Genomic DNA, 13,922 nt, shown 5'->3' with positions numbered 1-13,922 from the left:
ATAATGTCAATTTTCTTGATTTGACATGACAAACACGTGTCAACTGCCTCGGTACGTGGAATAGCTCCACGGCGAGCACAGCAACGGCACATGGTAGTGCTGGTCAGCATGTGCAATACCGAAATCCAAATTCACAATCTCCAGAAAAGCTGGCTCGGGCAGGGCCACACCTTTGCTCTGGAAATAGGCGGCCACATCAAAACTCAAGCGGTAGCGCCCGATTTTCAGGCTGGCGTTGTCGTACAAAGGGCCATCGGGGTTGCGGCCATCTGCATTGAGCGTGAAGCTTTTGACGTGGGCATAAGCTGCGCCGCGAAGCTCATGCAAGCTCACTTGCATGCCAGCGGCCGGGCAGCCGTGCATGGTGTCTAAAACGTGTGTGGATAAGCCCATGGCCAAGATTCCTTCAATTCGCAGATTAGTGTATACAATTTCGCTGATCAGCTTTGCAGGGTTAGCAACAATGGAAGTCTCCACCACCCAACACATCGTGCAAGCGCTCACCAAAGCGATTGTGGCGCATCGGCTCGCGCCTGGCGTCAAGCTGGTTGAGCAAAAGCTCGCGGATCATTTCGGTGTCTCGCGTACTTTGGTCAGGCAAGCGCTCTATCAGCTTGAAAATCAACGCCTGATTGTGCTGGAGCCTGCGCGAGGCGCTTTTGTTGCCTCACCGTCGATTGAAGAGGCGGCTCAAGTGTTTGAGGTGCGCCGCATGCTAGAGGCGCAGATGACGCGGCATTTTGCTGAGCAGGCAACACCTGCGCAGATCAAAACACTGCTTGAGCATGTCGCCCAAGAAAAAGCTGCGGTCGAGAGCGGTGATGCGCCAGGCCGTATTGAGCTGCTGGGCGATTTTCATGTGCGCATGGCCGAGCTCTTGGGCAATACCGTGCTGGCCGAGCTGCTCAGTGATTTGATTTCGCGCTGTGCGCTGATCACGTTGATGTATCAAAGCACGCATGCGGCACAAGAGAGCAATGACGAACATGCGTTTATTGTGGAAGCATTGGCCAAAGGCGATGCTGAAAAAGCCGTGGCCTTGATGGATCAACATTTGAGCCAAGTATTTAACAATCTTCAGCTCCAAAAGCATCAACCATCGCGCGAATCCTACGAATCCTTAGCCAGTTTTGCAGGGCTTTGAGCGTGGCACAGATTTACGACAGCACCGCTGCTTATCCGCGTGATCTTGCGGGATACGGTAAAAATGCACCGCATGCGCAATGGCCGGGCGGCGCGCGCATCGCAGTGCAATTCGTTTTGAATTTCGAAGAAGGCGGCGAAAACCATGTCTTGCATGGTGATGCAGGCTCTGAGACTTTTCTTTCCGAGATGTTTAATCCCGCCAGCTTCCCAGCGCGGCATATGAGCATGGATGGTATTTATGAATACGGCTCGCGCCAAGGCGTATGGCGCATCTTGCGGGAGTTTGAAAAGCGGAATTTGCCACTCACGGTGTTTGGCGTGGCTTCCGCTTTGCAGCGCTGCCCGGATGTGACGGCTGCATTTCAAGAACTCGGTCATGAGATTGCTTGCCACGGCCTCAAATGGATTCATTATCAAAACTTGCCTGAAGACCTTGAGCGCACGCATATGCAAGAGGCATTGGCGATTTTCAAATCTCTAGGGATCAAGGCCAGCGGCTGGTATACCGGGCGAGATAGCCCGAATACGCTTCGCCTTGTTGCTGATCAAGGCTTTGAATATGCGAGCGATTATTACGGCGATGATTTGCCGTTTTGGATGAAGCTGCGCAAGACGGATGGCACAGATGCGCATCAGCTCATCGTGCCTTACACGCTCGATTGCAACGACATGCGCTTCAGTTTGCCGCAGGGCTACTCGCATGCCGATCCGTTTTTTCAATACCTGAAAGACACATTCGATGCACTCTACGCGGAAGGCGATCCCAAGGGATTGAATCAACCCAAGATGATGAATATTGGCATGCATTGCCGTTTGCTCGGCAGACCTGGGCGCATCGCGGCGCTGCAGCGTTTTCTCGACCATATTGCGCAGTTTGACAAAGTATGGGTGGCCAAGCGCATTGACATTGCACAACATTGGGCGAAAGTGCATCCATCGCTATGACTCTGACATTACAACAACTCAATGCGGCTTCACAGGATGAAGCCACAGCTCTTCTGGATGGCACCTACGAGCACTCCGCTTGGATTGCGCATGCTGCTATGGCGCAGCGCCCGTTCACCACGCTTGCCGCACTCAAATACGCGATGGCGCAAGTCGTCGCGCAAGCCAGCCGCGAGCAACAGCTTGGCTTGATTCGCGCACACCCCGAATTGGCGGGCAAAGCCATGGTGAGCCAATCGCTCACAGCGGAGTCCACCCATGAGCAAAGCAAAGCTGGGCTGACAAACTGCAGCGCTGAAGAATTTGCCAAGCTGCAAAAGCTGAACGCGGATTACAACGCCAAATTCGGCTGGCCTTTTATCCTCGCGGTGCGTGGGCCGCGTGGCCTTGGCCTCACTCGCCAGCAAATCATCGCTACGTTTGAACGTCGCTTGCACGGTCATCCGGATTTCGAATTGGTTGAATGCCTGCGCAACATCCACCGCATCGCTGAAATCCGTTTGAACGATAAGTTCGCTACTCAACCTGACTTGGGCAGCGAGCTCTGGGATTGGCATGAAAGCCTGAGTGCACACAGCGATCCCGGCTTCAAAGAAAACGGTCAACTCACCGTCACCTACATGACCGATGCGCACAAGGCCTGCGCGCAAGAGATCGCCGCTCGCATGCGCGAGTGCGGCTTTGATTCGGTTGAAATCGATGTGCTGGGCAATGTGGTTGGATGCTATGAATCAGATAGCGCTTCGCGCAGTATCCATGCCGTCGAAATGCCTAAAACGCTTGAAAAATCCGCTAAGAAATCATTGCTCACTGGGAGCCATTACGACACGGTGCGCAATGGCGGCAAGTACGATGGTCGCTTAGGTTTCTTCACGCCCATGATGTGTGTGCGTGAGCTGCACAAAACGGGCAGGCGTTTGCCCTTTGGCATTGAAGTCGTCGCGTTTTCAGAAGAGGAAGGCCAGCGCTACAAAGCCACTTTTTTGGCCTCTGGCGCGCTGACCGGGCACTTCAATCCTGCATGGCTCGAACAAGCGGACAGCGATGGCATTTTGATGAAAAATATGCTGTTTGCCGGCACAGAATCTGCGCAAGATGCTATGAATAAAATAGCGTTTTTGAAGCGTGATCCAACCAACTACCTTGGTTTTGTGGAAGTGCATATCGAGCAAGGCCCTGTGCTCAATGCCATGAATTTGCCGCTGGGCGTCGTCACCTCCATCAACGGCAGCGTGCGCTACCTCGGAGAGATCATCGGCCAAGCCAGCCATGCCGGTACGACACCCATGGCCACACGCCGCGATGCTGCCGCGGCGCTCGCCGAGCTTAGCGTGTATATGGAAAGCCGCGCAGCCAAGGATGGTGATTCGGTGGCCACCATCGGCATGCTGAATGTGCCCAATGGCTCGATCAATGTTGTGCCTGGCAAGTGCAGCTTCAGCCTCGATCTTCGCGCGCCTACCGATGCGCAGCGCGATGCGTTGGTGAATGATGTGATCGCGCAATTGAAATCCATTTGCGAGCGTCGCGCCGTGAGCTACACCTTGGAAGAAACCATGCGCGTCGCCGCTGCCCCTTCTGATGCGGCATGGCAAGCCCGCTGGACAAAGGCTGTGCAAGCCACCGGCCTGCCGATTTTCACCATGCCCAGCGGTGCAGGCCATGATGCGATGAAGCTACACGAAATCATGCCGCAAGCCATGCTCTTTGTGCGCGGCGAAAACTCTGGCATCAGCCATAACCCACTTGAATCCACCACGCAAGACGATATGCAGCTGGGCATCGATGCCTTCATGCAACTGCTCAACAATTTAGCTCAAGAAAAAGATCAATGACAGATTTCGCAAAACTCGACGCATGGATTGACGCACACTTTGACGAACAGGTGCGCTTCCTGCAAGAACTCATCCGCGTACCAACCGACACACCGCCGGGCAACAATACCCCCCATGCGCTGCGTACGGCCGAGTTGCTGCAGGGCTTTGGTTACGAAGCCGAGAAGCATGCACCTCCGCAAGACGCTGTGAAGGCGGCAGGCCTTGAGAGCATCACCAATCTGATCGTGCGCAGAAAGTTTGGCGATGGTGGCAAAACGATTGCACTCAATGCGCATGGCGATGTCGTTCCGCCCGGCGAAGGCTGGAGCGTGGATCCCTATGGCGGCGAGGTGAAAGATGGCTTCATCTATGGCCGCGCAGCCGCAGTGAGCAAGTGCGATTTCTCCACCTTCACATTTGCGCTGCGTGCTCTCGAAGCTGTGGCCAAGCCGAGCAAAGGCAGTGTGGAACTTCACTTCACCTATGACGAGGAGTTTGGCGGCGAAGTCGGCCCCGATTGGCTGCTGAGTGAAGGCATCACCAAGCCAGATTTGATGATCGCCGCAGGCTTCAGCTACCAAGTGATCGTGGCGCACAACGGTTGCTTGCAAATGGAAGTCACGGTGCATGGCGAAATGAGCCATGCGGCGATTCCTGATTCCAGCATAGATGCGATCCAAGGCGCGAATCACATCATGAGCGCGCTGTATGCGCTCAATGCCGATTACAAAAAGATCACTTCAAAAGTAGAAGGCATCACGCACCCGTATCTCAATATCGGTTTGATCGAAGGCGGCACGAATACCAATGTGGTGCCTGGCAAAGTCAGCTTCAAACTGGATCGCCGCATGATCCCTGAAGAAGATGCGGCGCAGGTGGAGCAAAGCATTCGCGACACCATCGCACAAGCCGCCAAAAGCTATCAGCCTCCGCGCGGCTCCGGTGCGATCAAGGTCGATATCCGCCGCATGCTGCTCGCCCAAGCTATGAAGCCATTGCCGGGTAATCAGCCACTGGTGCATGCCCTGCAAAAGCACGGTGGCGAAGTCTTTGGTGAGCCAATTCCTGCTTTGGGCACCCCCCTGTACACCGATGTGCGCTTGTATGTGGATCGCGGTATTCCCGGTGTCATTTATGGCGCGGGGCCCCGTACGGTGCTGGAATCCCATGCGAAGCGTGCAGACGAACGCTTGAATCTGGAAGATTTGCGCCGCGCCACCCAGGTCATCGCCCGCAGCTTGCATGATTTGATGGTGTAAACCCGCCCCATTACGGGTTTCCGCGCACCGATTTAAGCATCAAGTTGTATACAATCCGCACGCGAACTGTGCACAGGGGCTGAGCGTAGTGCGTTGTCTGAGCGGCACTCTTCTTGCAAACATCTTCTCGTGTGACGCTTAAGTGCCGACCTAATCGCCCTTTTTTGTTTTCTTCTCTGGAGCTTTCATGAACAAGCGTTCTGCCCTCAAAACCCTCGCCGCGACGAGCATCGCCGCTGCTTCTCTTTTGGCGACCAGCGCTTTTGCGCAAGCCAACACACCCGTCAAGTTCATTTTGGATTGGCGTTTCGAGGGGCCTTCGGCACTGTTTCTCAGCCCGATCGCTAAAGGCTATTTCAAAGACGCCAAGCTCGATGTGAGCTTGGATGCCGGCACCGGCTCAGGCGCTGCCGTTCAACGCGTCGCGACCGGCACCTACGACATGGGTTTCGCCGACATGGCTGCGCTCATGGAATTCCACGCCAACAACCCAGATGCTCCCAACAAGCCTGTTGCGGTGATGATGGTTTACAACAATACGCCAGCTGCCGTGCTGACCTTGAAGAAAAACGGCATCAGCAAGCCTGCGGATCTGGTGGGCAAGAAACTTGGCGCTCCCGTGTTTGACGCAGGCCGCCGCGCTTTCCCGATCTTCCAAAAAGCCAATGGTGTAGGCGCAGTTAACTGGGTCACGATGGATCCACCCCTGCGTGAGACCATGCTCGCGCGCGGTGATGTCGATGCGATCACCGGCTTTTCCTTCACCTCCTTGCTTAATCTGGAAGCGCGTAACGTGAAAACAGAAGACATTGTGGTGATGCCTTATTCAGCCTTCGGTGTGAAGCTCTATGGCAACGCCATCATTGCCAGCCCCAAGCTGATCAAAGAAAATCCCGCGGCTGTCAAAGCCTTCTTAGCCGCATTCACCAAAGGTGCCAAAGAAGTGATGGCCAAACCTGAAGCAGCCATGGATTCAGTGAAGGCGCGCGATGGCATCATTAACGTCGCCCTCGAAGAGCGCCGCCTCAAACTCGCTATCGATTCCGTGATCAACAGCGCGGATGCGCGCACCGAAGGCTTCGGTCAGATCAACCCAGGCCGCATGTCGCTCATGGCTTCGCAAGTCTCTGATGCATTCAACACCAAGAGCCGCGTGAAGGTGGACGATGTGTGGAATGGCAGCTTCTTGCCCAGCAAGGCAGAGCTCAATATTTTGCCTGCCGTGAAGAAGTAAGCGCAGCGTTCCCCATGAAAGACCAGAAGCCTTCAAAAACTTCTGGTTTTTTGCTATCTATTAGTGAGCATTCGACGCAATAAATACGCCGTCAATCAGTTGATTTGGTACTAAAAATGACGTCCCCCACCGAAACCCGCCCGTTTGTTGATTTCCGAAATGTCTGGCTTGCCTACAACGACGAGCTTCTAGCCCAAGGCCAATTCGCCGTAGAGGATATTTCTCTGCAAATGACACAGGGCGAGTTCATCGCCATCGTCGGCCCTTCGGGTTGCGGCAAATCCACTTTCATGAAACTCACCACGGGTTTGAAGATGCCCAGCAAGGGCACAATTCATGTGGATGGCGCGCCGGTCACCGGGCCTCTCAAAATCTCCGGCATGGCTTTCCAAGCGCCTTCGCTGCTGCCCTGGCGCACGACGATTGATAACGTGCTCTTGCCGCTGGAGATCGTCGAGCCCTATCGCAGCAATTTCAAATCCAAACGCAAAGAGTATGAAGAGCGCGCTGCCAAGCTCTTGCAGTCAGTCGGCTTGGGCGGCTACGAAAAGAAGTTTCCTTGGCAGCTCTCGGGTGGCATGCAACAGCGCGCCTCGATTTGCCGTGCGCTGATTCATGAGCCCAAAATGCTGCTGCTGGATGAGCCGTTCGGTGCGCTGGATGCGTTCACCCGCGAGGAGCTGTGGTGTGCGCTGCGTGATCTGCATGCCGCACAAAAATTCAATGTGATTTTGGTCACGCATGATTTGCGCGAGAGCGTGTTTCTCGCGGATCGCGTGTATTGCATGAGCAAGAGCCCCGGACGCTTTATCGTCGAGCGCGATATTGATTTACCGCGCCCACGTGATTTGGAAGTGACTTACACCCCTGAATTCACCGCCATCGTGCAAGAGTTGCGCGGGCATATTGGTGCCATTCGTAAAACCGGCGCAGCCGTTCCTCAGTAAGGCGGAAGAAGATCATGACGAAAAATTTTGAACGCTTCGCTCCGCTGGCGGTTTTGATCTTGATCCTGCTGCTATGGCAAGCCATCGTGAGCATTTTCAATATCGCTGAATTCATCTTCCCCAGCCCTTTGCAAATCGCCAAAGAGTTTGTGGAGTTCAAAGAGCCCTTGCTCAAAGCCGCTTGGCAAACCTTCTGGGTCACGATGGTGGGCTTCGGTATCGCTATTGTTGTGGGTGTATTGCTCGGCTTCATCGTGGGCTCTTCGCCCATGGCCTATGCTGCTTTCTATCCATTGATGGTGGGCTTCAATGCTGTGCCTAAAGCGGCGATTGTGCCAATTCTGGTGGTGTGGTTTGGTATTGGCATAGGCCCTGGCATTCTTACCGCCTTCCTGATCAGCTTCTTCCCCATCACGGTGAACATCGCCACGGGCTTGGCCACACTCGAGCCTGAGCTGGAAGATGTGCTGCGTGTGCTTGGCGCGAAGCGCTGGGATATCTTGACGAAGATTGGTCTGCCGCGCTGCATGCCGTATTTCTACGGCTCCCTCAAGGTAGCGATCACCTTGGCCTTCGTGGGTACCGTGCTCGCGGAGATGACGGCAGGTGATTCGGGCATTGGCTCGCTGATGCAAACTGCGGGCAGCCAACAGCGTTTGCCGCTGGCCTTTGCTGGTTTGGTGCTCATCAGTGTGATGGCGATGGCGATGTATGAATTCTTCTCCTACATCGAGAAGCACACCACGGCTTGGGCGCATCGCGGCTCACAGAACCATTAAGACCATGAATCCACAGCAAGTGATCGCTGCGCTTCGTCTGGTCAACGAAGTAGCACGTGAGGCGATGAACCAAGGTCACCATCCATTTGGTGCGATCTTGATTGCGCCCGATGGCGAAACCGTGTTGATGCGCCAAGGCAATATCAATACTGTCAACCATGCAGAAGCCACATTGATTCGCGTCGCAGCAGAAAAGTACAGCGCTGAGTATTTGTGGCAATGCAGCATGGTCACCAATGTGGAGCCTTGTGCTATGTGTTCGGGTACTTTGTATTGGGCGAACATTGGCCGTGTTGTCTTTGGCATGACCGAAGAGCGACTGCTTTCCTTCACCGGCAACGATGCCCAAAACCCAACGCTCAATCTGCCCTGCCGTGAAGTGTTTGCACGCGGCCAAAAAGCGATTGAAGTGATTGGCCCAGTGCCAGAATTGGAAGAAGAGATCGCCGCGCTTCACACCGGCTTCTGGCAAAAGCAATAAATCAATACACAAAGAAAATCGGCGCAGACCCTTGAAAGGATCTGCGCCGAATGCTACTGAATCAGTAGCAATTCATCAAACTTCTAGTTAAGCCCAGATCACCTGGCCTTTGCTCTCATACCATTTATCCACATTCGCAGCCACGCCACCTTCGATCTTGGCGCGCTTGATTTTCATCGTGGGTGTGAGCTGGCCATTCTCTATGCTCCAAGGCTCGCGTGCCACCACGATTTTGGCCAGTTGCTCGTAATCTGCGACTTTCGCATTCACGCGAGCGAGCACGGCTTTCATCTCGGCTTCGAATTCAGCGCGCACGGCTGGGTCTTTGAGCTGTGGGCGCAGGGCTTCGGAAGGCACAACCAAAGCATAAGCTGCTGGTTGGCCAATACCTGAGACCATGGAGAGCTCAACCATTGGGCTTTCATTGATCATGTTCTCAATCGGCGCAGGAGCCACGTATTTGCCTTTAGCTGTTTTGAACAGCTCTTTGGCGCGGCCTGTGAGTTTGAGTTGACCATCGGCGCTCAGCTCGCCTTTGTCGCCGGTCATGAAGAAACCATCGGCGGTGAACGATTCAGCGGTGAGTTCTGGCTGCTTGTAATAGCCCACAAACGTGCCGGGCGATTTGATCAGCAATTCGCCGCTTTCGCTGAAGCGTCGCTCCACGCCCTCGTGCGCGAAGCCCACATAACCGGGCTTGGCGCTGCCCTTGCGGGTGGTGTGAGAAAACGCGAAGTCTTCCGTCATACCCAAGCCTTCGACCAAGTTGAGGCCAAGTTTGCGATACCACTCGAGCAAGGCGGGTGGAATCGGTGCGGAGCCAGAGCCAGCGAGCAAAGCGTTTTGCAAACCGAGCTTGGTGAGCACTTTCTTTTTCACGATGCCGCCGAGAATAGGAATACCCAACAGTTTGTCGAGTTTTTTCTGCGGCATTTTGGCCAACACGCCTTGCTGGAATTTGAGCCAGAGGCGCGGCACAGAAATAAATACAGTCGGTTGCGCACGCTGCAAATCCTGCACAAAGGTGTCGAGCGATTCGGCAAAGAAGATACGGCCACGGCCACCGATGAAGCCAGCGCATTCCACACAGGCGCGCTCGAAAATATGCGCCAGCGGCAGATAAGAGAGCACACGGTAAGGTGAGTTCGCGCCAATTTCGCGGTTTGTATAGGCATCAAAGCCCACGCTGGCTGCTGTGCCGCGCTCAAAGCTGTGCATCACGCCCTTGGGTGTGCCGGTGGAGCCAGAGGTGTACATGATGAACATGATGTCTTTGCCATCACGTGCGGGTTTGCCTGCAATCGGCTGCGTCTGCTTGGTGATGTCGTCCCAGGTGCGGTAGCTGGTTTTGGGTGAGAGTGGCAAGGCGATGCAGGGCAGATTTGCAGGAATACCGCCGATTTGGTTATCCCATGTATCGAGCTTGCCCACAAACAGCATCTTGGCTTCGCTGTGCGTGAGCACATAGTTCACCGTGTCTGCGCCTTCGGTTGGGAAGATAGCCACGGTGGTGTAGCCAGCCATCCAAATAGCCAGCTCGGCCATGATGAAGTGCGCGGTGTTCTTGGAGAGGATAGCGATGCGTGCGCCTGGCTCAAAGCCTTGCGCCTTCAAATACGTGGCCATCCGACGCGATTGATCCATCAATTGCGCCCATGTGTAGTCCACCACATTGCCACCACCCGTAGGCTGCGTCAGATAGATCTGACTGGCGCGATTTGTTTCGTGCTCGTAGACGTAATCGAGAATGAGTTTGGAGGAGGCCATGGAAATCCTTGTAGTGGTCGCAAAAGATACATCCTAGAGGCAGTGCTTGCCCAGAACAATCGGGGAAACACTGGGCAGACTTAGGTAGAGGGCTCGATCTTTTGTGCTTGGCTATTGGCTTTGACCATGAAAAAAGCCACTTCAATAACTTGAAGTGGCTTTTCTTTGATTTGGCGGAGCGGACGACGTTATTTACTTTTCACTCAAACACTATCATAACCTATCATTCGCATGCTAGGCTGTTGATTTGATTGAGATTTTTCTAGAGTTTGAACTTTCATGTTCTCGCATTTAATCTCAAGGATTCTCGTCAATCGCATAAATAAATGTGGATAAAATCGCATATATGAAAAGCGAACCCGGCTCTGAAAACCCCTCCGTCGAACTGAAATCTGAACCTGCTCCTCATAGTCGCGCACGTGAGCGATTCACAGCCGTTGCCGTGCGCAATCTGGATGTTCCCGGTTTCCACCACGATGGTGCTGGACTTTATCTCCAAGTGAGTAAGAGCGGTAGCAAGTCTTGGGCTTTTCGGTACACCCTCAACAAAAAAATTCACTATATGGGGCTGGGTTCTTTCCCAGACTGGTCACTGGCTGAGGCTCGTGACCGCGCACGCCGTTGCCGTCAACTGCTTGACGATGGTATTGACCCCATGACTCAGCGCAAGGAAGAGCGGCAAGCGAGGGAAGTGGCCGAAGCCAACGCTGAAAAACTGGCGCGGACATTCAAACAATGTGCTGAGGAGTACCACGCGATTCACAAAGATGATTGGAAGAACAAAAAGCACAGCGATCAATGGATCAACACCCTCACCACCTATGCTTTCCCGCATTTTGGACACAAGCCAGTCGGCAGCATTACCAATGATCACATCCGCAATGCCCTAAAACCCGAATGGAAAAAGAAATCTGAAACCTTGAGTCGTGTTCTACAGCGGATTCGTACTGTCATCAACTATGCTGCGGCAATGGGCTACTGCGCTGGGTTGGACAGTGAAGCATGGACGCAAATCAAGATGACACTAGGCAAGCAGAAAGAGGCGACCAACTACGCTTCTTGCCCACACGAACAAGTGGGCGCGGTCATGAAAGCAGTGATGAACAGCACATCATCGGATACCGTCAAGTTGGCTTTCCAGTTCATTGTCTTGAATGCCTCACGCTCAGGTGAAGTACGCGGCGCAGTATGGGAAGAAATCGATTTGGCCAAACGCATCTGGAAAATCCCTCCAGAACGCATGAAGGCCAATCGCGAACACAGCGTACCATTGTCGAACGAGGCATGGTCGGTGCTTGAGCAAGCCAAGTTGCTTCAACCACAGAATCTGTTGGATGGTAAAAAACTCACAGGTCTGATCTTTCCCAACACCAAGAAAGCCATCCTCAGTGACATGACGTTCACCCAGTTGCTGCGGCGCATGCAACTATCGCATACGGCTCATGGATTTCGAGCCTCATTCCGAACATGGGGAGCGGAAGTTGGTGAATACGAACCCGATATTTTGGAAATCGCGCTCGCGCATATTGTTGGCGACAAGACAGTGCAGGCCTATCAACGCTCTAATATGGTCGAACGACGCAGGCAATTGATGCAAGATTGGGCAAACTATATTCAAAGCAAGCGAGATGAGCCGTTGATCTTGGATGTTAAGCCTGAAGCAAGCGACTATTGAACAACTGAAAATCAAGCGCTATCTGCTTTTGCGTTGAGATTTCTTCGCTGCCTGAAATTCGCGCTCAGACAGTTCGGCCAGCGTGGGCGGTCGTCCGCGCGGTGTTTGAACAAAATGGCCGAGCACAGGCTTTAACGTGCTGACCGCATACCTTGCGACAGTTCTGTATCTGCCTTGCAGATGTTCGATCAACGCTAGCGGGCTTAATGACGTTGAGTAAGGACGATTGTCACTACTGCCTTTAATGACGTTTGATTTCCGACGTTCAACGCAGTGCTCCAATGCTTGCTCAACAGCATCTACGCAGCCAGTTCCATACTGTGTTCGTAGAGCCTTGATGTTGCGTCGCTTGCCGGGCTTGCTTGGCTTTGAAGCTATAGCTTTCTGGATCGCTTCGACTTCCTGCAAATTCCGTTTTGACTTACGTGGCGTTACCTTGCCATCAGGAACAGGTTTTATCTTAGTTTTTACTTTGAAGCCTGCATAAGCTTCAACGATCCAATTTAAGGCGAGCACCATTTTGGTGAGCTTGTCAGGCAGATCACCATTCGCTAGCTCAAGTGCTGTGCGGCCATGCTTCCCCGTTGGCTCATGTTTGGGGCCGATGTAGTTCTGCCTCTTCTCATTCCAGTACTTGTACAAAAAGTACCTGCCTTTAGCCTCGTTTCTTAACTGCCATAACTTTAACTCATTCATTGCATGCGCTTGAATGGGAAATTGCAACTCTTTGAATAAACGCATCCAGAGCGGTGGAGGAAACAAAAGCTCTCGTGTCAACTTACGCTCAAGCATATGCTCGTCTAAGCGCGAAAGAATATGCGAGAGATTTGGCACTTCTTCTCGCAAAACCTCATCTTGCAGCAACGCACCTTTTGCACCATCAAACCAAGAATCGAGCCTTGAATTGATACGTCTTGCGAGAACACCATCTTCTCGCATCTGCTTGTCGTCAAGCAGAAAATATTGCACAGCTTGCCGTGCTGACCACATGGTTTCCCACAGATCAGATTGCATTTTTAAATTAATCATTACCTAATTTCATACCTATTTTCATTTATCACACTATAGCACCTGTAAATAAATTGGGCTAGGGGATAGTGGCGCACATCGCGCTACGCGATCTAGCTTCTCTCAAGGAGATTTTCATGAAAAAAATCTTGAAAACAAAATCGCTGCCAACTTTGGCAGCAATGCATAACCCCATCAGCCTTTCCACTGGCTTGACAGTGGTTCTCGTCGATGGCGCAGTCGATTGCGAAGTAGCACGTCAGACAATGGCACAGCAGGTTATGAAAGGTGGCGCAGATTTAGGTATTCAGTTTCCCAAACCCAAAATCATCCGCACATGGCACGGTGGAGGTGAACGCAACAAGGCTCACGTCGAAGCTGCTAACAACATCTACCCCGAACCACCCGCTGGTGTTAAACGCTTTGTCCGTAGTCTTGAAGTGGATCATCGCTTTAATTGGTTGTCGGATGCCGCCTTCATGGTGATTGGCAAAACCATCAAGGGAACTGAAAAGCAAAGCGCACAAGGCGATTGGAACGTTATTCTGCAAAATGGCGTGACGCTTGACGATTCCGGAACGATGCACGCCTTGTTCAAACTGCGCCAAGTGGCAAAGACCGCAAGCAATCACGTCATGGTCATCATTGGAGGCGCTAACAAACTCCAAGATGCCGCTGAAAAATTGTTCCCAATGTGCGATGAGGTCATCACCATCGAAGCATGCGAAGCTGATCCCGAAACGCATAGCGCTTTCAAGATCGCAATTCCCAGCCTGCACCACAGCCATCAATTTGGCAAGGGTGCGGTTATGGCATCGTTGGCGCGTTTTCAAGGCAAGTTCAAATTCAAAATTGAACCCTTCA

At 53.0% G+C, this 13,922-nt stretch carries 13 protein-coding genes; 10 read left to right on the top strand and 3 right to left on the bottom strand.

The features are described from left to right. Positions 1 to 39 precede the first annotated feature (39 nt). The gene (gene uraH, locus KIH26_RS15050; protein ID WP_213446517.1) at positions 40 to 393 is read right to left on the bottom strand and encodes a hydroxyisourate hydrolase; all 354 of its coding nucleotides are present in this window, start codon (positions 391 to 393) and stop codon (positions 40 to 42) included. A gap of 70 nt (positions 394 to 463) precedes the next feature. Here uraH and KIH26_RS15045 point away from each other — a divergent pair, with 70 nt between their 5' ends. The 8 genes from KIH26_RS15045 (at position 464) to KIH26_RS15010 (ending at position 8,608) form a co-directional block, all read left to right on the top strand. Continuing rightward, complete coding sequence (locus tag KIH26_RS15045) at positions 464 to 1,144, top strand: GntR family transcriptional regulator (RefSeq protein WP_213446516.1); 681 nt, start codon at positions 464 to 466, stop codon at positions 1,142 to 1,144. Between the two features lie 2 nt (positions 1,145 to 1,146). Continuing rightward, positions 1,147 to 2,091 (top strand): allantoinase PuuE, encoded by a 945-nt coding sequence (gene puuE, locus KIH26_RS15040; RefSeq protein WP_503005240.1) that lies wholly within the window; start codon positions 1,147 to 1,149, stop codon positions 2,089 to 2,091. After that, positions 2,088 to 3,926, top strand: a complete 1,839-nt coding sequence (gene uraD / locus KIH26_RS15035) for a 2-oxo-4-hydroxy-4-carboxy-5-ureidoimidazoline decarboxylase (RefSeq protein ID WP_213446514.1) — start codon at positions 2,088 to 2,090, stop codon at positions 3,924 to 3,926. The genes puuE and uraD overlap by 4 nt, the downstream gene beginning before the upstream one ends. After that, positions 3,923 to 5,167 carry a M20 family metallopeptidase gene (locus tag KIH26_RS15030; protein ID WP_213446513.1) on the top strand — a complete coding sequence of 415 codons (1,245 nt, stop codon included), beginning with the start codon at positions 3,923 to 3,925 and terminating at the stop codon, positions 5,165 to 5,167. The genes uraD and KIH26_RS15030 overlap by 4 nt, the downstream gene beginning before the upstream one ends. A 187-nt stretch (positions 5,168 to 5,354) precedes the next feature. Further along, on the top strand, positions 5,355 to 6,401 hold the full coding sequence (locus tag KIH26_RS15025) for an ABC transporter substrate-binding protein (protein ID WP_213446512.1): 1,047 nt from the start codon (positions 5,355 to 5,357) through the stop codon (positions 6,399 to 6,401). A gap of 116 nt (positions 6,402 to 6,517) precedes the next feature. Further along, positions 6,518 to 7,348, top strand: a complete 831-nt coding sequence (locus KIH26_RS15020; protein ID WP_213446511.1) for an ABC transporter ATP-binding protein — start codon at positions 6,518 to 6,520, stop codon at positions 7,346 to 7,348. A gap of 14 nt (positions 7,349 to 7,362) precedes the next feature. Continuing rightward, positions 7,363 to 8,127: an ABC transporter permease gene (locus tag KIH26_RS15015; protein WP_213446510.1), complete on the top strand. Its 765-nt coding sequence runs from the start codon at positions 7,363 to 7,365 to the stop codon at positions 8,125 to 8,127. Between the two features lie 4 nt (positions 8,128 to 8,131). Then, positions 8,132 to 8,608, top strand: coding sequence for a nucleoside deaminase (locus KIH26_RS15010; protein WP_213446509.1), 477 nt, complete (start codon positions 8,132 to 8,134; stop codon positions 8,606 to 8,608). 87 nt (positions 8,609 to 8,695) lie between these two features. Here KIH26_RS15010 and KIH26_RS15005 read toward each other — a convergent pair whose 3' ends face one another. Then, the gene (locus KIH26_RS15005; RefSeq protein ID WP_213446508.1) at positions 8,696 to 10,375 is read right to left on the bottom strand and encodes an AMP-binding protein; all 1,680 of its coding nucleotides are present in this window, start codon (positions 10,373 to 10,375) and stop codon (positions 8,696 to 8,698) included. A 346-nt stretch (positions 10,376 to 10,721) separates the two neighbouring features. On the opposite strand from KIH26_RS15005, the gene KIH26_RS15000 reads away from it, so the two are divergent. Continuing rightward, entirely contained in the window at positions 10,722 to 12,050 is a 1,329-nt protein-coding gene (locus tag KIH26_RS15000; protein ID WP_213446507.1) for a tyrosine-type recombinase/integrase, read from the top strand. Positions 12,051 to 12,068: 18 nt separating this feature from the next. On the opposite strand, the gene KIH26_RS14995 is transcribed toward KIH26_RS15000, so the two are convergent. Then, complete coding sequence (locus tag KIH26_RS14995) at positions 12,069 to 13,079, bottom strand: hypothetical protein (protein ID WP_213446506.1); 1,011 nt, start codon at positions 13,077 to 13,079, stop codon at positions 12,069 to 12,071. A gap of 116 nt (positions 13,080 to 13,195) precedes the next feature. Between KIH26_RS14995 and KIH26_RS14990 the strand changes: the two genes are divergently transcribed. Beyond that, the coding region (locus KIH26_RS14990; RefSeq protein WP_213446505.1) for a hypothetical protein at positions 13,196 to 13,922 on the top strand (727 nt) is incomplete at its 3' end.

The sequence above is a fragment of the Variovorax sp. PCZ-1 genome, assembly GCF_018413605.1.
In the GTDB taxonomy this organism is placed as follows: domain Bacteria; phylum Pseudomonadota; class Gammaproteobacteria; order Burkholderiales; family Burkholderiaceae_C; genus JANMDU01.
Note: the sequence above shows the minus strand (reverse complement) of the source record. Positions and strands in the feature narration are given on the sequence as shown.